The sequence below is a fragment of the Cupriavidus sp. a3 genome (genome assembly GCF_051015765.1).
Classification (GTDB): domain Bacteria; phylum Pseudomonadota; class Gammaproteobacteria; order Burkholderiales; family Burkholderiaceae; genus Cupriavidus; species Cupriavidus oxalaticus_A.
In genome coordinates, this window is sequence record NZ_CP170643.1 from 2544171 (window position 1) to 2562683 (window position 18513).

Sequence of the window (18513 nt, forward strand, 5' to 3'; positions counted from 1 at the left end):
CTTACCGCATAATTGGAGACACCCTATCATGTCCCGCTTCGTCCACGTCGCCGCAGCCCAGCTCGGCCCCATCCAGCGCAGCGATTCGCGCCGCGACGTCGTCGCCCGCTTGCTCGCCCACCTGCACCACGGCCACGAGATGGGCTGCCACCTCGTGGTGTTCCCCGAGCTGGCGCTGACCACGTTCTTCCCGCGCTGGTACATGGAAGATCCCGAGGAACTCAACGCGTTCTACGAGCGCGAGATGCCCGGCCCCGAGACCCGCGTCCTGTTCGAGACCGCCGCGCGGCTCGGCATCGGCTTCTACCTCGGCTACGCGGAACTGGCAGTCGAGGGCGGCGTCGAGCGCCGCTACAACACCGCCATCCTCGTCGGCCGCGACGGCAAGATCGCCGGCAAATACCGCAAGGTGCATCTGCCCGGCCACGACCAGCATGAGCCGTGGCGCGCCTTCCAGCACCTCGAGAAGCGCTACTTCGAGCCGGGCGACGACTTCGGCGTCTGGCAGGCGTTTGGCGGCGTGATGGGCATGGCGCTGTGCAACGACCGCCGCTGGTCCGAGACCTACCGCGTGATGGGCCTGCAGGGCGCCGAAATGATCCTGCTCGGCTACAACACGCCCGTGCACAACCCGCCCGCGCCGGAGCACGACGACCTGTCGATGTTCCACAACCACCTGGTGATGCAGGCCGGCGCCTACCAGAACGGCACCTGGGTGGTCGGCGTGGCGAAGGCCGGCAAGGAGGAAGGCTGCGAGATGATCGGCGGCACCTGCATCATCGCGCCGTCCGGCGAGATCGTCGCGGCCTGCTCGACCAAGGGCGACGAGCTGGCCATCGCGCGCTGCGACCTTGACCTGTGCCAGTCGTACAAGACCACGACGTTCAACTTCGACCGGCACCGCCGGCCCGAGGCCTACGGCCGCATCACCAGCCAGCGGGGCGCCACGCCGCCACAAGCCGTGGCCGCGTAGCCGGCACCTTTCCCGCCCCCTTCCCGAATCCATAAAAAATAACGTGATGCAGGCGCTTCCGGGCGCCGGCAGGGGGCGTTGTTGTCTCACCAAATCCAAAGGAGGAACATAGTGAGCGATTCCCTGCACTCTGCGCAGCCGCTGCGCACCCCGGCCACAATCCCGAACACCGGGACGTCGGACACGATGGAAGCGCACGACCACGCGCTGTACCGCAAGGTGGCCTGGCGACTGCTGCCTTTCCTGATGGCCTGCTACGTGGCAGCCTTCCTTGACCGCGTCAACGTCGGCTTCGCCAAGCTCCAGATGCTGGACCAGTTGAAGTTCAGCGATACCGTGTACGGTCTCGGCGCCGGCATCTTCTTCATCGGCTACTTCCTGTTCGAAGTCCCGAGCAACGTTCTCATGCACCGCATCGGGGCGAAGAAGACGCTGGCGCGCATCATGATCTTGTGGGCCTGCATCTCGGCCTGCATGGCGCTGACGAAAACGCCGACGCAGTTCTACATTCTGCGCTTCCTGCTCGGCGCCGCCGAGGCCGGCTTCTATCCCGGCATCATCCTGTACCTCACCTACTGGTTCCCTTCGCACCGTCGCGGGGCGGTCATTGCGGTATTCATGACCGCGGTGCCAATGGCCGGCATCCTCGGCGGGCCCCTGTCCGGCTGGATCATGGAGAGCATGCACAACCACTACGGCTTTGCCGGCTGGCAATGGATGTTCCTGCTCGAGGCGATTCCATCGATCGTGCTAGGGCTTGCCGTGGTGTGGTATCTCGACGACCGCATCGCCGACGCGCAGTGGCTGAGCGCGGCCGAGAAAAACCGCCTTGCGCAAAACGTTGCGGCAGAAAAAGCGGCCAAGGTCGAGCACGTGTCGCTACTGAAGCTGTTCCGGGATCGCCGCGTGATCCACATGGCGCTGATCTGCTACTGCACGGTCTCCAGCCTGTCGGGCCTGGCGTTCTGGATTCCGTCGGTGATCCGCTCGACGGGCGTTGTCTCGCTGCTGGACGTGGGACTGCTGACGGCGATCCCGAACGCGTTCGCGGTGGTGTCGATGATCCTGGTGTGCCGTCATTCGGACCGGACGCGCGAGCGGCGCTGGCACATGGTGGTGCCGTTCCTCGTCGGCGGCACCGGGCTGGCGCTCAGCACGCTGTTCAGCCACAACCCCATGCTCGCGGTGGCGATGCTGTCGGTGGCAGCGGCGGGCTGCATGGTCTGCTCGCCGTTGTTCTGGAGCCTGCCGACCGCATTTCTCGAAGGCCGCAGCGCGGCAGCCGGCATCGCGGCGATCAACTCCTTCGCCGGCCTCGCTGCCTTCGCCAGCCCCTACGCGATCGGCTGGATCAAGGACCTGACCGGCTCGACCGACTGGGGTATGTACTTCCTCGCCTCCTTCACCGTGATCGGCGCAATGCTGGTGCTTCGTGTGCCGGCCACGCTGGTCAACCGCTGACGACAAGAGAAATTCGACATGATTGATCAAGCAAGCAATCTCAGTGACGTCGCCGCGCTGGCGCGCGAAATGGTACGCATTCCCAGCCTCTCGGGTCAGGAGGGTGACCTCGCCGCCCTGCTGATGCGCCGCATGTCCGAAGCCGGCTTCACATCGGTAACGATGGATCGCAACGGCAGCGTGCTCGGGCTGATCGGCCCCGACGACGCAGACGTGATGCTGCTGTTCGACGGCCATATGGACGTCGTGCCGGTCACAGGCCAGTGGCACTTCGACCCGTTCAGCGGCACCATCCACGACGGTCGCCTGCACGGGCGCGGAAGCACCGATATGAAGGGCGGCATCGCCGCGGCAATCTGCGGCGTCGCGGCGGCAGCGCGAGAACGGCCGCTGCGCAAGCGCATCGCGGTTTCCGCGAGCGTGCTGGAGGAAGTCATCGAAGGGCATGCGCTGGCATCGGTGCTAGGCCGGTGCAATCCCGCGGCGGTGGTCATCTGCGAACCGTCGAAACTGCAGGTCAAGACGGGACAAAAGGGCCGGCTTGAGATCCAGTTGACCTTCCACGGCAAACCGGCGCATGCGGCGACGCCCCACCTCGGTGTCAATCCGCTGAATACCGCCGCGCGCGCGCTAACCGTGCTGGAAGGACTGCAACTGCCGACCGACCCGGTGCTTGGCGCTGCGCTGCTCGTGCCGACGGACATCGTCTCGTCGCCCTATCCGTCGATCTCGATGATCCCGACGTCCACCACCATTCGCTTCGACCGCCGGACTCTCGACGGCGAGACGCGGGAAGACGTCCTCGGTCAGATCGACGCCTGCCTGCGTGCCGCCGGTCTGCACAACTTCTCGCTGGCCGTGTCAGACGATGAGGTGCGAACCTTTACCGGCGAATCGGCGCGACCGAACCGCTGGCTACCGGCATGGCAGCAGCCGGACAGCGCCCCGCTCGTGCAAGCCGCCGTCCGCGCAATCGCGCAGGCCGGCCGCTCACCGCAGGTCGGGAGCTGGGCATTCTGCACGAACGGCTCCGAATCCGCCGGCCGCCGCCATATTCCGACCATCGGCCTAGGGCCGGGATGCGAGGAGGATGCGCATACCATCGATGAATCGATCGCCCTGGAACAACTGGAGGGGGCGCGGGAGATCTATCGCAACCTGGTGTGGGAAATGGCCTGACGAGACAACGCCGGCCAGGTACGTCGACTGGCCGGTCAGTCCCATGGCTTAGTGGTCGTGGAAGTACGCAGACGTCGCGCCCCATTTTCCCGGCGATGGGATCCCGGACCGCATGACGTCCTGAGCCAAATCCTTGCCGCCTGCAAGGCCGAACGCGCGGTGACGGCAAGGCTTCCGGCTCCACGCGCCTCATTGCCGCGCGGCACCCCGGGGGCGTTGGCAGGCATGGAAACCATCGCCTGGGCATTCTCCGCGCCGGCCAGTACGCCGCACGCGATCAATCAGCGGCAAAGTGCCGCCATTGAGCAGGCCCTGGCTTTGCCCAACATCAGAGAGCACATTGCCCGCCTGGGGAGCGAGCCAGCATATGTGCCTCCGCAGCAAGCCACGGAGTTCGTGCGGGCTCAGCTGGAGCTATAAACAGCGAAAATTCGTGACGCGGGCATCGGTCCGGGCAGGTCGCTGCCCTCGCCACCGTTGAGCGTCCCCCCCCACGCCGCTGACTCGGACATGCACTGTCGCCACTTCTTCGTCATGCCTGCAATCTGCGGTGTCCGAGCGGGTGCGGAGTTACGATCCTGATCCCTGATCGGCACGCCGCTGCTCGACAGATCCCTGCGCACGGGATTTGTAGTGCGCTTGCAGGCCAGCATCGGCCCGTCGCCCTATCAAGAGTCCGGCAGACTCGGCCCGCTGAGGCGCTGGCCAATTCGATTTGGCCCTCGCACCATTACTTCACTTCTCGTCGGGGCTCTTGTATGGCTGACGTTTCCCAAACACTTGCGCGACCAACGGCACTGTAGTGATGACCGCTACAGCGAGCAGCGTCCAGCCGATGGCGCGGCGTTGTTCCGGATTCATTCGGTCGCTGAGCAACAGTGCGAGGCCCGCACCGCCTGCCGCCCGTGTTCCGGCAATCAATCCAATTTCTGGAATGGTTAGTGATACTTGTTTCATCCGTGCCTCCTGGCGGGTTGGACAGATTCGAAGTAGTTTTGCGGCGCGTGCGGCAGGCGTTCTGTGCGCAAGCCGACACAGAAGGCATCCTGGCGGTTGCGCAACTCGGCGGTCGCGTTCAGTTGGAAGCCAAGTGGGCCCACCTTCTAGAACTTCAGGGACAGCTTTCTGAAGCCACGGACGACCGAAATGGCATCGGTCAGCGATTACCCAACGAAGTGCAGACTTGAGCTACCTTCGCAAGAAAGGAGGTCACCATGGCATCACTGCACTCCCCCCACAAGGCGGGAAGCTACGTGCTGGAAGAATGAAGAACTTGGACCTCTCGATGCTAGACGTTCTACGCAAGGTAGATAGAACCTTCGAGATTCGGGATGATCAACGCTTTACCGCAGTGAACGCAAAAGGCTTTGAGGTGAACATCCTGCGCCGTGAGGCCGCAGATGTTGGCCCCAACGCCGGTCCACGCGATGCAGGTTGGAGGGCGCTAGGTGGTGTCGGGGTAAGAGCAGACGGTCGACGGCCCCACACGACGACTGGCGTGGAAGGGGCGCGCCAGGTAGAACCTGTGCCTCCGGCGCGACCGCAGCTGGCTCGGAAGTGAAGGGACTATCTCCGAATTCTATGGGTCAGGTTCGTCGCCCGGTAGTTAGCGCCCGGCGGGCGCTAGCGATCGCTTAGCGTGCAAAATTTTCCGTTTTCTGAAGCGACCCCATGACCTGCGTATCGCTGGCCTGTCGTGCCGTTCATCAAGCTGGTTCGACGGGGTGCCGCTCGTGCACGTCGGCAAGCACCGCCTTGAAGACGATCTCAATAAGCTGCTCCGGAAAGGCCAGCCTCGATACACCGATCAGATTGCTGGCGCACTGAGGCCGCGCCATGGCGTAGGCTTCTTTGCGCACCTTACCCGCTACTGCAAACGCCTCATCGACATCGAGGACATAGAGCGTCTCTTCCACCACGTGGTCGAGCGTGGCTCCGAACTGTGCGAGGATCGTTGCAGCGTTTGCATAGGTCACCCGCATCTGCTCCGCCATCATCGAGAAGTCGGCTGGCTTGCCGGTTCCATCGAGCGCAGCAGGCGCGATCATGACGCCCTTGTCGTCGTGGCTGAGCTGGCCGGACACATAGATCATGTTTCCGATCTTGATTGCCTGTGCATAGCCGTAGTCGTCTTCCGCCGGCACACCGTGATAGGCAGCCTCTTTGCCATTCAACGCCGTCGTGTTGGTCATATCTGATCTCCTGTTGAATAAGCCGGCCCGGATGTCCGGGCCATTTGTTCACCTCATGACTTCTGAGCGTTGGGCCATGAGCCCTGGACAGATGCCAGAAGGAGAGAAAGCGATGCAGCCAGCAGAACGAGATCCTTAAGAAGGAACTGGCCAGGCATAGCTGAAATGGCCGGAAATCCACCCGCCGTCGCTTCTGCTACGCCGGGGGTAGTCAAGAAAAACGTGAGCGTGATCAGATAGGTCGCAGCCGACATCGCCGCTCCCAATGCGGAGAAAATGGGCTGGAAGGCTCCGAGAATCAGAGCCGCTGCGGTCGACAGCTCAAGTACACCTAGAACGTAACTTGTCCCTTGAACTCCGAATAGGGCGTGCAACCAGCTCATGATGGGGCTGTTGGCGATGAACGGAGCGATGCCGTTGGCTTCGTAAGCGGTGAATTTCATTCCACCGAACCAAAGAAAGATGACGACCAGCGCCCATCTGAGTAGGGCCTGAAGAGAGAGCGATCCAACGCTCTTTTCAGCGATTTGTAGACGAAACTGATTTGCACGAGTGGTCATTGGGGTTTCCCATTCAAGTTGTTCATCGGGTGGTTAGGAGCCTCCACTGTAGGCCCACCAGATATCGATCTCGAGACTACCTTTGCTCAATAAAATGCCCACAAGGATCAAAATAACGAGGCAATCCATCCCAAAAACGGCGGCACAGCGCAGCACGCCGCAAATCGTCTCGTCGAGATCGAGGTTCAGGTACTTGCAGATATAGGCAAGCGCTTCGTGGATTGTCTGCCCGAACGAAACGCAACGACAACGACATTCCAGTTCGCCACGGCTCTGGGATAGTCGCTACTGGGCGTGCATGTCGGACCGCGCGTCATTGCTAAAGCCAGACGCGAACGAGCTCCGCTCGAAGGAATGGCCTGCCTTGCGCCGGCGCGTCTAGCGCCTTATCGAAGCTGCACACGGAAAGCGAAGCGCATTACTCGGCTTCGCGCGCCAGGCGGCGCCATTGCCCCGGCGTCATCCCCATCTTGTCGGTGAACACACGCCGGAATGCCGATACGGATCGATACCCGACTAAGTCGGCCACGGCCTCAGTGGTCATCGCCGGCTTCTTCAGCTCGTTGGCGGCCAGGCTCATCCGGATATCGGTCAGCAGTTCGTTGGCCGAGCGCCCCAGATTGGCCTGAAAGTGCCGCATGAAGGTGGCGCGTGACATGCTGCACAAGTCGGCCAGATCAGACAGGTTCCAGGGTCGCGCCGGATCGGCGAACATGGCTGAAATGGCCGGGGCCAGTCGTGGATGGCCGGCAAGCGCCAACAAGCCTGCCGGGGCCTGTTCGGATTCGCTCGCCGCGCGCAGTACCAGTGTGAACAGCGCGAAGCTAAGCGCGTTGAGCATGGCGTATCCGCCCGGTTTGTCGCCGGTGGACTCCATGCGCATCAGACCCACGAGACTGGCCAGGTGGTTCGAAGCGGACACGATGCCCTCTTCACCACGGCGGTCCATGGCCTGTACCACGAGAGTCGTGGGTAGATAATCGCGAATCAGCCGATCATGGGGCGGCCCGATGAAAAATCGCCCGCACAACATGTCCAGATGCTCGCCCTGGCCATCATTCTCGCTGAGCGTCCATCCTGCAGAACCTTGACGATTGTAGGTAAGACCCGGCGCATGTCCGCTGCCATCGTGCAGCACGTGCGCCGACCCGTGAGGCAACAGCACGATATCTCCACCCACTAGCTCCCTGACCTTCCCCGTCTCCGGATCCTCAATAATGGCCCGGCCCTTGAGCACGACGTGGTAGGGAATCTCGTGCGCCGCGGACTGATCCCAGGCCACACGCCATGGCGCACCGTAGACGCAGCGGACCTCCAGCCGGCCAGTGATGTTGATCATTTGCAGGAGATGGCTCAGCCAATCGACTTGGGACATAGGACCTCGGGAACTTGAAACGCTCAAGCGTCTTATTGCGGTTGCACACCGGTTGTACGCACCACATGGCCCCAGTGCAAGAGCTGATCGGACACGTTGCGCACCGGCCGGGCTGCTCGATTGCAACCATCTATCGCGACCTAGCCCGGATCACGAACGATATCGATGCGCCGAACGATACCTGAGGACAGTACCCGCTCAGCGGGTTAGGCTAATAGCTTTCGGTACTGGATGAAACCGGAGCGATCAGCGATGCGGTCGTAAAGCTGCATGCCGTTATGGTTGGATTCGTGTGTCAGCCAGTGCACACAGGACGCCCCGCGACGTTTCGCTTCCGCATAGACATGCTCGATCAGCGAGCGACCGATGCCGCCGCCACGCGCATTGTCAGCAACAAACAGGTCTTGAAGATAGCAGTAGTCGCCCGTCGTCCAGGCAGATCGATGGTAGATCGAATGCACCAGCCCCAATGGTTGTTCGCCCACCATGGCAAGCGCTGCATGCATCGGTTCGCCTGGGTCCAAGAAGCGCCTCCAGGTATTGAGCGTCACGGACTCGGAGATATCCACTTCGTAAAATCGCTGATAGCCTTTCCACAGCGGAAGCCACATATCAAAATCGTAGTTATCAATGGCTTTGATCTCGACTGATTGCATAGAATATTCCAGAAATAAAAGATGTGCATTCATGCACTGGCCGTCATCTCTGGCGGGCAGTAGTCGCTGCGTGAATGTTGCGCCCGTCTTTGGCCCGTGCATACTGGTAAGTACCGTTCGCTGCAACGGCGTCTACGCAGCTCGTGGGGCCGCAGAAACCTTCCCTCTCCGGGCTTCTGGCTAGGCCGCCGTCACTTCCAGCCCGCGCTGCACCGCCGGACGCGCGAGGCCGCGATCGAGCCACATCTGCACATGAAGAAAGCGGTCGAAGCCAACAATCTCGCGCGCTTCGTAAAAGCCGATCAGGTTACGCACCCAACCAAGCAGCGAAATGTCGGCGATGCTATAGTCAGCGCCCATCACCCAGTCGCGGCCCGCGAGCCGTTCGTCGAGGACACCGAGCAGCCGCGCGGATTCGTTTGCGTAGCGGTCGCGCGGGCGCTTGTCCTCATAGGCTTTGCCGGCGAATTTGTTGAAGAAGCCAACCTGGCCGAACATCGGTCCGACACCGCCCATCTGCCACATCAGCCACTGGATCGTTTCGTAGCGCGTGCCGGGATCGGTGGAGAGGAACCGCCCCGTCTTGTCGGCGAGATAGATCAGGATCGCTCCCGATTCGAACAAGGCCAGCGGCCGTCCGCTCGGACCGTGAGGATCGTAGATCGCAGGAATCTTGCCATTGGGGTTGAGCGCGAGGAAGGCCGAATCGTGGTTCTCATTCGCCATGATGTCGATGCGGTGCGCCTCATAGGCGAGGCCTGTCTCCTCCAGCATGATGCCGACCTTCACTCCGTTGGGCGTCGGTAAGGAAAAGACCTGGAGCCGATCGGGGTACTGCACCGGCCAGCGCGTGAAAATTGGATGATTGAGTGTCACTTTCTTCCTCCTAGACTCGTCGGTACATACGAAGAGCCTGGACACGTTTCCAAGATTCTTTCTTGGGTGCATCCAGGCTCTGGCGTTACGCTCGCATCAGATGACACCTTCCAGGACCCTCGGAGAGGGTCGATGCGGCCGGATAAAGTTCAGATCGAGCCAGCCGGCGTGACGGCAGGAAAGTCCTTCTCGGGGTCGAACACGTTGTTGAAAAAATTCGTCAGGGAGTACATGGCCACCAGCGCGACGATCTCCATGACGTTCGCATCCGTGTAGCCGGCATCGCGGACGGCTTTCAGATCGGCATCGCTGACGTTGCCCCGGGCCTCGATGACTTTGCGCGCAAACTGGAGGGCGGCGTCGCGCTTCGGGTCGCTGGCGTGACCCTTCCGAGCGAGAATGATTTCCTCGGCCGACAGCTTGGCCATATGCTCGGCCGTAAAGCTGTGAACTGTCAGGCAGTAGTTGCAGCCATTCACTTCGGAGACAGCGAGGCCGATGCCGTCACGCGTCTTCACGTCGAGCGCCTTGCTCAAGGAGCCGAGCAGAGTGGCCCATGCGTTGAACGCAATCGGGCTCTGCGCGAAGCTCGCCATCATGTTTGGGGTGAACCCGATGTTCTTGGTGAACGCATCGAGAGTCGGTTTCGAATCGGCCGGTACCTGTTCCGGCTTTAGAGCTACAGTTCTTGCCATCATAATCTCCGTGAGTTACACGTTTTGCTAATTGGGGAAAGTCCATGTGGGAACCATTCCTCGGCTTACTTCGTACCCAAGTCTTGGGTCGAAGCTGGTCATGCCTTCAAGTAGGAGGTACCTTGCGGCCGCCTCTCACTTGAAGGTCGCTTAGTCGTTCGGCGCGATCACTACCGCCGGGACGCACCTATACCAAATCCAACACATCGTCCACCGGACGGCGCGGCTTCTGCGCCCAGTTTCCCGGGCGCTCTGCCCCGATGGACAACAGCATGACTGGCACTTCGTTTGCAGCCAGTCCGAACTCGCGGTGCACCGCTTCGGCATCGAAACCGATCATCGGCGTCGAACCCAGGCCCAGCGAGCGGGCCGCATAGATCATCGCCGCCGCGCCGAAGGTGCCAGTGCGTACGGCCTCGTCGCGCTGGCGCTGCGGGTAGTGCATGTACAGATCGCGTGCGGGGATTTCCCATTCAGCCACCATCGTTTCCGGCATAACGCCTGCTTCAACCAACGGAGCCAGGCGCTCCGGTATTACGCTGGAATCGGCCAATTGGCCGCAGACGATGAAGGTAACGGCGGCATCGGTGATCGCAGGTTGATTCCAGGCGATCGGACTCAGCCGAGCCTTGGCTTCACGTGTGCGCACGGCGATGAAGCGCCAGTTCTGCAAGTGGAAGGATGTCGGCGCGGCGGTGCCGATTCGCACCAGCTCGCGGATTTGGTCGTCATTCAAGATGGCGGCAGGGTCGTAATACTTGGCGGCGCTGCGGCTCAAGATACATTCGATGACAGCATTGGTTTTGGTAGTTTCGTTGGGCATAGCGGTGGCGCCGGTGGCGGACTCGATGGCGGGAATAGCGATACGGCTCATGGTGCGACCCTTTCATCAGGTGGTTAGGAGCCTCCACTTTAGGCGTACCCGATACCGATTTCGAGACTATCTTTGCTCAATAAAATGCCCAAAAGGATCAAAACAACGAAGCGCCCCATCCTCCACTTTCGGCGCGGCAATGAAGAGCGACGTTTGCGGTACGGTTCCCGGATGGGGTCATGCAGCAGCGGTACTCGCACATGACGTACCAGGCCGGCACCCCGCGGTGATTGGCACCGCCGAAGCCCGGTACGCCACCGATTTCCTCGACGACCTGGAGTCTTTCACCGTGCCCGAGCTGGGCATCCAATGGTGACGAGGACTAGAGTGCGCCGGTGGAAGTCACTGGGCGTGAGTCGGCACGCTAAGGTTACGAGCCGGGGCAATTGGACATCGTCAGCACAGTCAACGGCTGGTACATCGGGAACATTCTGTTTGGCGGCGTAATTGGCTTGCTGGCCGTTGACCCGGCTACAGGTGCTATGTATTCGTTCCTGGATTCCGTCAACGCGACGTTGCATGTTTCGGAGAAGACGGTCGCTGGTTCACCGCAATCCTTGACCATCGTCTCGACGGAAAGCATGACGCCCGAAGCCATGAAGAATGCCCGCTAGGTCGTTGCGCCGAAGTAAATCGCTTCGCGCTGTTGTCCGGTAATGCCGGCACCAGGTGGCGGCGTTTTTTTGGAAATAGGGAGGATCACCGGTGGGGCCTGCTGCACGGGGACATAAGTGCAGAAGCGCTCCGCCCGAATGCGCAGAGGCAGACTCGGATCGAAGGGCTGTTCGGGGTCGGCAAGAGCCACTGACAACCGGGTTGAATCCTTGCAACGAGAAGTGCGCAAAACGGCGCCTGCATTGCAGTCCAGCTATTTCCGGTTCCTCACAGCAACACTTGGTGGTGCCCGGGAATTCGTCAGGACTTGTCAGGGGACTCCGTCGCCGCTCGCGGGTCTGAGAACGGCAATTTTACGACCTGGTCCTGACGCGAAATGTGTGAGGTCCCCCTACTTTGGAAACAACCGGTTCTTAGGCGTAATAACTGCGCGTTATCGTGCCTCTAAACCGCTGACGCGGTAGGGGTAGTCGGCCGGCGCCGGCAGCTCCGATATTACGCTGGAGACCGGTTTCCCCCTCGAGTGGGACGATGGCAGCGCAGTTCCTGCTGCCTTAGTCACTTCGAGAGAAGACCATCATGACGGCATTACGTCGGCGCATGACCGAGGACATGCGCGTGCGCAACCTCGCAGCCAATACCCAGCGCATCTACCTTCATTACGTTCGTGCGTTTGCCCAGCATTTCGGGCGTTCGTCTGAGCTTCTGGGCCCGGAGGAAGTCCACGCCTGGCAGTTGCTTCTAGTGGAATCCCAGCGATCCCGCAGCACGCTCGTGGTGGCCACCTCCGCGTTGCGCTTCCTCTACCATGTCACGCTTAAACGAGACTGGGCCATTGAGGAGATCGCCGCATCGAAGAGGCCTCGCATGCTGCCGGTCATTCTCAGTCCGGATGAGGTGATGCGGTTTCTCGAGTCCATCCCCAGCGTCAAGCACCGCGCCATCCTGATGACGGCTTATGCGGCGGGCCTGCGGATCTCGGAAGCGCTCAGTCTGAGGGTCTGCGACATCGACAGCCAACGGATGGTGCTGCGTGTCGCGCAAGGCAAAGGGCAGGTCGACCGCTACGTCATGCTTTCACCGCGCCTGCTGGAGATCCTGCGCAGCGTATTGGCCGTCCGCAACATTGGCTGTACCCGGCAGCGTTCCGGGCCAGCACATCACCCCCGGTACCGTGAGGCGCGCGTGCGGTGATGCCCGCCGCCGTGCCGGCATCACCAAGCCCATTACGCCACACGCATTGCGGCATGCGTTCGCGACGCACCTGCTCGAGTCCGGTACCGACGTGCGCACCATCCAACTGTTGCTTGGCCATCGCAACTTAGCCACGACCTCGCGCTACCTGAAGGTTGCCACCAGCACCGTGTGCGCGACCACCAGCTCCTTCGACCGCCTCCCTCAACCCCCGGCCTCGCCCATTTCGCCCGAGCCACCGCCCGCACGCGACTGACCGCGCTCATGCCGGCCCCGCTGGAGCTGGCGGACATCCTGCGCCGCCACGGTCCGTCGTATCGTCAACTGCACGCCGACTCGCTTGGTCGCGAGCCGCAGCGTGTCATGCGCGCCATCGAGCAATGCCGTACCGCGGCCTTGGGCGGTCATGTCGAGCAGTGTGATAGCTGCGGCCATCAGCGTATTGCCTATAACTCATGTCGTAATCGGCACTGTCCGAAGTGCCAGTCGCTCGCCCGCGCGCAGTGGCTTGACGACCGCCTGGCGGACCTCCTGCCTGTGCCGTACTTCCATGTCGTCTTTACCGTGCCCGAACCAATCGCGGCAATCGCCTTCCAGAACAAGCGCGTGGTCTATGACATCCTGTTTCAGGCCACCGCCGACACCCTGCGGACCGTCGACGCGGATTCCCGCCACCTGGGTGCCACGCTCGGCTTCATCGCGATCCTGCACACCTGGGGACAGACGCTGGTACATCATCCACACCTACACTGCGTCGTCCCCGGCGGGGGTCTCTCGCTGGACGGTAAGCGCTGGGTCGCCTGCCGACCCGGGTTCTTCCTGCCCGTCCGGGTGCTCTCGCGCCTATTCCGGCGATTGTTTCTCGCGCGCCTGCAACATGCCTCCGACGCCGGAAGGCTGCGATTCTTCTCAACGCTAGCGCACTTGGCCAAGCGGGACTCCTTCCTCGGCCATCTTGTCGGCCCGCGCCACGCAGAGTGGGTCGTCTATGCTAAGGAGCCGTTCGGCGGCCCCCGGCAGGTCCTGGACTATCTGGGCCGCTACATGCATCGCGTAGCGATCTCCAACAACCGGCTACTTGAGCTTACCGAGGAGCACGTCACGTTCCGCTGGAAGGACTATCGCCACCCCGGCGAGCCGCACGCGATGTCCTTACCCGCCCACGAATTCATCCGACGCTTCCTGATGCACGTGCTGCCGCGAGGATTCCAGCGGATCCGCCACTACGGCCTGCTCAGCAATCGCTCACGCGAGCGTGGGCTGGCCGATTGTCGCCGGTTGCTCGAGGCCCCGTCCTTGCGCGAGGTTCGCCTTCTCCCGCAGTCTGACTACCGCGACCGCTACGAGAAGCTGACCGGCCGGTCGTTGTACGACTGTCCCGTCTGCGCGCGGGGGCGCATGTTTTGTATCGAGCGCCTGTTGCCAACCGCTTTGCCACGCGCACCGCCGAGGAGGGTTGCATGACCCCTCACGCGCGTGCCGTCAATCACTGCGTTCGCTCCCTTTGGCGCGACACAGCAGACAGGTTCGTGCCACAGGCCTCCAAGCGTCGCCGGCTCCGCCTAGGGTCAGCCGCCGATCCCACGCAATGGCATCCATTGCCCACTCAGGTGCGAAGCGAAACTCCCAATCCGCACTGTCGCTGGCATCCGACCCGCAGGCGCAACGCGATTCAATGCCCATAGCTCCCACGGCCCGTGGAGCGGTTTAGCTCAAATATTTTCTTGCACAGCGAAGACGGGACGCGCAACTGTGCCCATGCTGACCATTGCGCCGTCTCCGCTGCGCAAAAAACTCTCTGGCTTATCGCTGTGTCCCGGCACGCGGGCCCCCTGCTCCGCTCGCTTCAACGAGTCGCTTACTCCCTCAGGCTGGCGGATTCGCAACGGCGGTAGCCGGCTGCAGATTCAGCCGGTCAACGCAACCGCTTGATGGCTTGATGGAATCGTTCAGCCGGTGTATCGAAGCTTAGTGTCTTGCGCGGGCGCCGTCTCTCTGCATCGCTCCCGCCACAAAGCGCTCGGCGAATGGCCGCCGGCGTCTGAGTGTTCGTCAGTTGATCACAATCCCTGCTTCGTAACCTTGAGACCACGACGAGTTGCCTAGTACAACATCTCTTAAATAGCTTTAATAATCATCCGGCTGCAAGTACGGATGCAGGAGCGTGACGACCTGCGATTCCATCAAGCTGTTGCATCGACCGGTTGAATCCGCACTCGGTCAGAGACGGCCGCGCCGGCCAGGAGCCGTCATTCACCGCCATGGTCGCTGGCCCCGCCGCCGGAACGCCCGAAACGCCCGGTGCGCCAGGGGCTGCCTTGCTTTGCTGCCGGTGGGCGCCGCAAACCGCAAGGGCTCTTCACGCGTGCGGCCAGAAAAGTGACAGCCCTGCACGTCCGGTCGGCTATCATGCCAATCCTCTCCGAAGTGGCTCCCTATGATTTCCGTCCGTAATGTTACGCTGCGTCGCGGCGTCAATGTCGTACTCGACCGCGCGTCCGTCACCTTCAACCCCGGCGAAAAGATTGGTCTTGTCGGCCGCAATGGCGCCGGGAAGTCGTCCTTTTTCGGCCTTCTCAACGGCACTTTGCACGAAGACAGCGGCGAGTTCTCGATTCCCGCAGCATGGAAGATGGGCCAGGTCGCGCAGGAGATGCCGGAGACCGAGCAGGGCGCGACCGACTTTGTAGTCGAGGGTGATACCGTGCTGTTGGCCGCGCAGGCCGAAGTCGCCGCCGCCGAGGCCAGCGACGACGGCATGCGCATGGCGCACGCCTACATGGCCCTGCACGACGCCGGCGCACACGATGCCCCCGCGCGTGCCCAGGCGCTGATCCTGGGCCTTGGCTTCAGTGCTGCGCAGCTTGACCAGCCGGTCAACAGTTTCTCCGGCGGCTGGCGCATGCGGCTACAACTGGCGCGCGCGCTCATGTGCCCGTCCGACCTGCTGCTGCTCGACGAACCGACCAACCACCTCGACCTCGACGCGCTGGTCTGGCTGGAAGCCTGGCTCAAGCGCTACCAGGGAACCATGGTAGTGATAAGCCACGACCGCGAATTCCTTGACGCGGTGACGCAGGTGACGGTGCACGTCGACAACGCCAAGCTGGTGCGCTATGGCGGCAACTACAGCAAGTTCGAAGACATGCGCGCCGAGCAGCTCGTCTTGCAGCAGGCCGCGATGGCCAAGCAGGCGGACAAGATCGCCCACCTGCAGAAATTCATCGACCGTTTCAAGGCCAAGGCCTCGAAGGCGAAGCAGGCGCAGAGCCGGGTCAAGGCGCTCGAACGCATGGAGAAGATCGCACCGGTGCTTGCCGACGCAGAGTTCAACTTCGAGTTCAAGGAGCCGCTCAACGTCCCGAATCCGCTGTTGTCGATGCTGGACGCGACCTTCGGCTACCCGGCGCCGGCTGACGCACTGCCGGGCACGTCGCCCACGGTCATCGTGCGGGACATCAACCGTTCCGTGATGGCGGGGCAGCGCATCGGCATTCTCGGTGCCAACGGCCAGGGCAAGTCCACGCTGGTGAAGACGGTTGCGCACGCGCTGGCGCCGATTGCCGGCGAGATCAGCGAAGGCAAGGGCCTGAATATCGGCTACTTCGCACAGCAGGAACTCGACGTGCTGCGCCCGCTAGACACGCCGCTGGAACACATGATCCGCCTTGCCAGGGACACGCCGGCGCACATGCGCGCCCCCGGCCAGAGTGGCACCGAACAATCCCTTCGCACCTTCCTCGGCACCTTCAACTTCAGTGGCGACATGGTCCATCAGGCGGTTGGCACGATGAGCGGTGGCGAAAAGGCGCGGCTCGTGTTGTGCATGATCGTGTGGCAGCGCCCCAACCTGCTGCTGCTCGACGAGCCGACCAACCACCTCGACCTGTCCACACGCGAAGCGCTGGGCATGGCGCTCAACGAGTTTGAAGGCACCGTGATGCTGGTCAGCCACGACCGGGCGCTGCTGCGCGCCGTATGTGACGAGTTCTGGCTCGTCACCAAGGGCGGCGTCGAGCCCTTCGACGGCGATCTGGACGATTACCAGCAGTTCCTGCGCGACGAAGCCCGCCGCATGCGCGAGGAGGCTGCCGCAGCGTAGAAGGTCATCGCCTGAAATGGGGGGCCCAGGCGTGAGCTTTACAGGTTTTAGCGCTCCGCCATTGGGCGCTTCGTGACTGATGAGGCGGATCGCGCAAAGGAGGGGCGCCGCGGCCGGCAGCTCGCTCGACTCGCTTCCGCGGAATAGGTAGCGCATCGCGCTCGCACGCACCCGACCAACCGCCCCAGTAGGCGCGGATGTACAGCGAGAACGCGCCGCCCGGTGCCGGCAGCCAGTTCGACTCCTTGTCACTGCCTGGCGACTTCGCCCCAGCATAGAGCGTCAACGAGCCATCGGCATTGCGCTTGAGGTTCTTCTTGGTCCCGAGCGAGTAGCGCTTGAGATCGTTCGCATGGAAGAGGTGCTTGTCGTTGTATAGCGTTAGTGACCAGAAGCCATTTACGGGTGGCTCCTGGCCTGGGGTGAAGACGATCTCGTAAGTACTGGCGCCGCTGAGCTGGCCGCCTGAAGCGTCAAAGTCGGTGTAGAAGTACTGCGTCTCGTTAGGCCGGTTGTCGAACATGTTCGACTTGGCCGTCCCCGTCCGGTCGAAGTAGTCGAGTCCGGTCTGCGCATTGTTGGTGGAGCGGTTCCAGCCGTTGCCGGCGGGAAGGCCGTTTCGGCGCCACTCGAAGAACGGCCCAATCACATCACGTTCCGCGTCGGCGGCAATCGCACCAATCGCCTTCTTTACCTCCGGGTCGCGTTTCGCCGCGTCCATCATCGAGCGAAATTGCCCATACAGTGCTTCCTCGCCGGGCAGCGGCGGCACGGTATCGAGCACCTGTTCGAACTGGTCGAAGAACCGGTCCGGAATCACCCATTTGGTCTCACCGCAACGAGCGCAGGCGGGCGCAGCCTGCCACGCATTCCGCCGTCTTTTCTTTCAGAAGCCGTTCACGGATCTCCTGAGGCGCGCTGACCAGCAAAGCTCGCAACTGATTGATAGCCTGCGTCTTCGCCTTTACGGCACTGCGCCGGGCAACAGAGACGGCACGCATCGCTTCTGCTGCTCCAGACTGCGCTTTGGGAAGGGCAGTTGCCTTCCCCGAGAGGACTGCACGCGCGGCGTTTTCCGCGTCAGTGGGATCAGACTTCCCGCGAGACCGGCGAGCCGCCCGGTCAGGGCGATTGACTTCCAGTACCTCGATGTCATGATCGCGTAGCACGCGGGCTAGGCCAGCCCCGTAAGTTCCTGTCCCTTCGACTCCAGCGCGCCGCAAGCATCCGAACGAGTTCGCCCAGGTCAGAAGATTGAGATAGCCATTGGTGTCTGCAGAGACCGACTGCGTGCCGAGGAGCTTGCCCGTGCTGCTGATCACCGCCCCGACATGCGTATCCAGATGCGTGTCGACACCCAGAATTACTTCGTCTTGTTCTTGTTCCATGCGTGTTATCCGTTGTAGTGGGCACACCGCCAACCCCACTCGCAGGACAGGACACTCACGGTGCAGGACAAAGCTCCTATCAGGTCACAAGCGTTGGGCCCGGCAATGCTCGGGGAACGCCGGAACCCGATCGACAGGTCAACGCCAAGGCAGCTCGGCCAATCCCAGCACGGGTCAGATCGGTCCGACGTTCAAAGCGTATTTTGGACTGAGTGTCCCAGCAATTGCCCTTGCGGCTCATCGAACAACGCATGCCGTATTCCGCCAGCCTGCGTTGGAAGTCCTGACTGGCATACGGCGGATTCAACCGGTCGTCGCAACACCCCTGAAATGGATGGGGTGATATGAGAAGGAAACATGGGCGGTGTCGCCG

Annotated in this window: 18 protein-coding genes and 1 pseudogene; 9 read left to right on the forward strand and 10 right to left on the reverse strand. The window is 62.1% G+C overall.

Going from position 1 to position 18513, the window contains the following annotated elements; translation table 11 throughout:
• Nucleotides 1–28 precede the first annotated feature (28 nt).
• From ACAD63_RS12345 to ACAD63_RS12360, 4 genes are all read left to right on the forward strand, one after another.
• The gene (locus ACAD63_RS12345; RefSeq protein WP_135706462.1) at nt 29–973 is read left to right on the forward strand and encodes an N-carbamoyl-D-amino-acid hydrolase; all 945 of its coding nucleotides are present in this window, start codon (nt 29–31) and stop codon (nt 971–973) included.
• Nucleotides 974–1159: 186 nt separating this feature from the next.
• The gene (locus ACAD63_RS12350; protein ID WP_240746105.1) at nt 1160–2434 is read left to right on the forward strand and encodes an MFS transporter; all 1275 of its coding nucleotides are present in this window, start codon (nt 1160–1162) and stop codon (nt 2432–2434) included.
• Between the two features lie 18 nt (nt 2435–2452).
• The gene (locus ACAD63_RS12355) at nt 2453–3613 is read left to right on the forward strand and encodes a YgeY family selenium metabolism-linked hydrolase (RefSeq protein ID WP_434032741.1); all 1161 of its coding nucleotides are present in this window, start codon (nt 2453–2455) and stop codon (nt 3611–3613) included.
• Between the two features lie 159 nt (nt 3614–3772).
• Nucleotides 3773–4033 carry a tripartite tricarboxylate transporter substrate-binding protein gene (locus ACAD63_RS12360; RefSeq protein WP_434033984.1) on the forward strand — a complete coding sequence of 87 codons (261 nt, stop codon included), beginning with the start codon at nt 3773–3775 and terminating at the stop codon, nt 4031–4033.
• Nucleotides 4034–4348: 315 nt separating this feature from the next.
• Here ACAD63_RS12360 and ACAD63_RS12365 read toward each other — a convergent pair whose 3' ends face one another.
• From ACAD63_RS12365 to ACAD63_RS12400, 8 genes are all read right to left on the reverse strand, one after another.
• On the reverse strand, nt 4349–4570 hold the full coding sequence (locus tag ACAD63_RS12365) for a hypothetical protein (RefSeq protein WP_135706458.1): 222 nt from the start codon (nt 4568–4570) through the stop codon (nt 4349–4351).
• Between the two features lie 749 nt (nt 4571–5319).
• Nucleotides 5320–5805 (reverse strand): Rid family hydrolase, encoded by a 486-nt coding sequence (locus ACAD63_RS12370; protein ID WP_011615322.1) that lies wholly within the window; start codon nt 5803–5805, stop codon nt 5320–5322.
• 53 nt (nt 5806–5858) lie between these two features.
• Complete coding sequence (locus tag ACAD63_RS12375; RefSeq protein ID WP_135706456.1) at nt 5859–6365, reverse strand: YkgB family protein; 507 nt, start codon at nt 6363–6365, stop codon at nt 5859–5861.
• Between the two features lie 418 nt (nt 6366–6783).
• Nucleotides 6784–7740, reverse strand: coding sequence for an AraC family transcriptional regulator (locus ACAD63_RS12380; protein WP_011615320.1), 957 nt, complete (start codon nt 7738–7740; stop codon nt 6784–6786).
• A 206-nt stretch (nt 7741–7946) separates the two neighbouring features.
• Nucleotides 7947–8396 carry a GNAT family N-acetyltransferase gene (locus tag ACAD63_RS12385; RefSeq protein ID WP_135706454.1) on the reverse strand — a complete coding sequence of 150 codons (450 nt, stop codon included), beginning with the start codon at nt 8394–8396 and terminating at the stop codon, nt 7947–7949.
• A 180-nt stretch (nt 8397–8576) separates the two neighbouring features.
• On the reverse strand, nt 8577–9272 hold the full coding sequence (locus ACAD63_RS12390) for a glutathione S-transferase N-terminal domain-containing protein (RefSeq protein WP_434032742.1): 696 nt from the start codon (nt 9270–9272) through the stop codon (nt 8577–8579).
• Nucleotides 9273–9421: 149 nt separating this feature from the next.
• Nucleotides 9422–9967 carry a carboxymuconolactone decarboxylase family protein gene (locus ACAD63_RS12395; protein ID WP_011615317.1) on the reverse strand — a complete coding sequence of 182 codons (546 nt, stop codon included), beginning with the start codon at nt 9965–9967 and terminating at the stop codon, nt 9422–9424.
• A gap of 187 nt (nt 9968–10154) precedes the next feature.
• Nucleotides 10155–10790, reverse strand: a complete 636-nt coding sequence (locus ACAD63_RS12400; protein WP_041687771.1) for a nitroreductase family protein — start codon at nt 10788–10790, stop codon at nt 10155–10157.
• Nucleotides 10791–11227: 437 nt separating this feature from the next.
• Here ACAD63_RS12400 and ACAD63_RS12405 point away from each other — a divergent pair, with 437 nt between their 5' ends.
• The 5 genes from ACAD63_RS12405 (at nt 11228) to ACAD63_RS12425 (ending at nt 16752) form a co-directional block, all read left to right on the forward strand.
• Nucleotides 11228–11455: a hypothetical protein gene (locus ACAD63_RS12405; RefSeq protein ID WP_434032743.1), complete on the forward strand. Its 228-nt coding sequence runs from the start codon at nt 11228–11230 to the stop codon at nt 11453–11455.
• Between the two features lie 580 nt (nt 11456–12035).
• Nucleotides 12036–12650, forward strand: coding sequence for a tyrosine-type recombinase/integrase (locus tag ACAD63_RS12410; protein ID WP_434032744.1), 615 nt, complete (start codon nt 12036–12038; stop codon nt 12648–12650).
• Nucleotides 12631–12906 carry a tyrosine-type recombinase/integrase gene (locus ACAD63_RS12415; protein WP_434032745.1) on the forward strand — a complete coding sequence of 92 codons (276 nt, stop codon included), beginning with the start codon at nt 12631–12633 and terminating at the stop codon, nt 12904–12906. The genes ACAD63_RS12410 and ACAD63_RS12415 overlap by 20 nt, the downstream gene beginning before the upstream one ends.
• Before the next feature lie 8 nt (nt 12907–12914).
• Entirely contained in the window at nt 12915–14114 is a 1200-nt protein-coding gene (locus ACAD63_RS12420; RefSeq protein WP_434032746.1) for an IS91 family transposase, read from the forward strand.
• Nucleotides 14115–15087: 973 nt separating this feature from the next.
• Complete coding sequence (locus ACAD63_RS12425; protein ID WP_434032747.1) at nt 15088–16752, forward strand: ABC-F family ATP-binding cassette domain-containing protein; 1665 nt, start codon at nt 15088–15090, stop codon at nt 16750–16752.
• Nucleotides 16753–16756: 4 nt separating this feature from the next.
• Here the strand turns inward: ACAD63_RS12425 and ACAD63_RS12430 are convergent, their stop codons facing one another.
• On the reverse strand, nt 16757–17572 hold the full coding sequence (locus ACAD63_RS12430; protein ID WP_434032748.1) for a DUF1214 domain-containing protein: 816 nt from the start codon (nt 17570–17572) through the stop codon (nt 16757–16759).
• 16 nt (nt 17573–17588) lie between these two features.
• A pseudogene (locus ACAD63_RS12435) lies at nt 17589–18140 on the reverse strand (IS110 family transposase); the annotation flags it as partial.
• Nucleotides 18141–18513 lie beyond the last annotated feature (373 nt).